This is a genomic window from Moorena sp. SIO4A1 (assembly GCF_010672065.1).
Classification (GTDB): Bacteria; Cyanobacteriota; Cyanobacteriia; order Cyanobacteriales; family Coleofasciculaceae; genus Moorena.
On sequence record NZ_JAAHHX010001074.1, the window covers coordinates 1 to 1,022 of the forward strand.

General features: G+C 43.6%; 3 protein-coding genes. 1 reads left to right on the forward strand and 2 read right to left on the reverse strand.

What is annotated here, in order from left to right:
• The coding region (locus F6K53_RS45370; protein WP_293087784.1) for a peptide-methionine (S)-S-oxide reductase at positions 1-208 on the forward strand (208 nt) is incomplete at its 5' end.
• Here the strand turns inward: F6K53_RS45370 and F6K53_RS45375 are convergent.
• Both F6K53_RS45375 and F6K53_RS45380 read right to left on the reverse strand, forming a co-directional pair.
• Positions 205-378, reverse strand: coding sequence for a hypothetical protein (locus F6K53_RS45375; RefSeq protein ID WP_293087786.1), 174 nt, complete (start codon positions 376-378; stop codon positions 205-207). The genes F6K53_RS45370 and F6K53_RS45375 overlap by 4 nt on opposite strands.
• A 23-nt stretch (positions 379-401) precedes the next feature.
• Positions 402-866: a VOC family protein gene (locus F6K53_RS45380; RefSeq protein WP_075896831.1), complete on the reverse strand. Its 465-nt coding sequence runs from the start codon at positions 864-866 to the stop codon at positions 402-404.
• Positions 867-1,022 lie beyond the last annotated feature (156 nt).

The following is a 1,022-nucleotide window of genomic DNA, read 5'->3' on the forward strand; positions in this document are numbered from 1 at the left end:
TCCTGATCGAGGAGAACAGTATCGATCGGTGATATTTTTCCACAATCAGGAACAAGAATTGCTGGCAAGACGGTCAAAACAAAAGCTGCAAGTTTCTGGTAAGTTTGATAAGGATATTGTTACCGAAATTAAGCCAGCTTCGGACTATTATTTAGCTGATGACTATCATCAACAGTATTTTGAAAAGAAGCAGCGGTCTTTAACTTAGATATTGTAGGAGATAATAGGGAACAGGGAATAGGGAACAGGGACTTCGGAGCAGGGACTTCGGAGCAGGGAACAGTCGGGAGTGCGTAGTGCGTAGGGTGCCTTAGGGGCGGACTTGCCCTTATTTTTCGCCTCGTAGCCAGCGTTGGGATAGTCCGCCCCGTAACGCACCACCCAAGGGCTTCAGCCAAGTCTCATTCAATCGCATCGCAGCGAATTTCAACTATAAATCCATCGGGGTCATAAAAATAGATACCTCTGCCGGTAGGACGAGTTACTGGACCATGATCGATGGGAATTTGATTTTGTTTTAGCACTTCTACGGCTTGGTCAAATAACTGAGGATCGATATCAAAGGCGAGATGATTGACCCGAGTAAAGCCACGATGGGGGTCTGGATCGGGTGGTGATAGGTCTGGCTCGGAAAACAAATCCACCACAATGCCATCTGGGGTAACAAAGTTAGTGACTTTTCCCGCTGCGACTAGCGATCGCAAAGTACTGGGCACTTCTTCTCCAGTTAGTTCATGTAAGCCTAATACTGTACCATAAAAGTGGCGCGATGCTTGGATATCCTTCACATTCAGAGCAATATGATGGACTCGACGGAGACTACCTGGACTTAGGGTAGGTTTGATCAATTCAGGGCTAGAAACCATAATTGTTAGTTGTGAATTGAACTGTTAATTGTTAATTATTAATGGTTATACCGTTCTCAATTTGCTAGTTTAAATTTATTTCAAATTTATTTTAATTTCTGCTTTTCCTGGTAACATGAGCACTTTTTCTCAAATCTTAGCCCAAGAACTGTCGTT

Excerpts from the sequence above, each read along its gene's own strand:
- F6K53_RS45380 (WP_075896831.1), bottom strand. The coding sequence starts at position 866 with ATGGTTTCTAGCCCTGAATTGATCAAACCTACCCTAAGTCCAGGTAGT.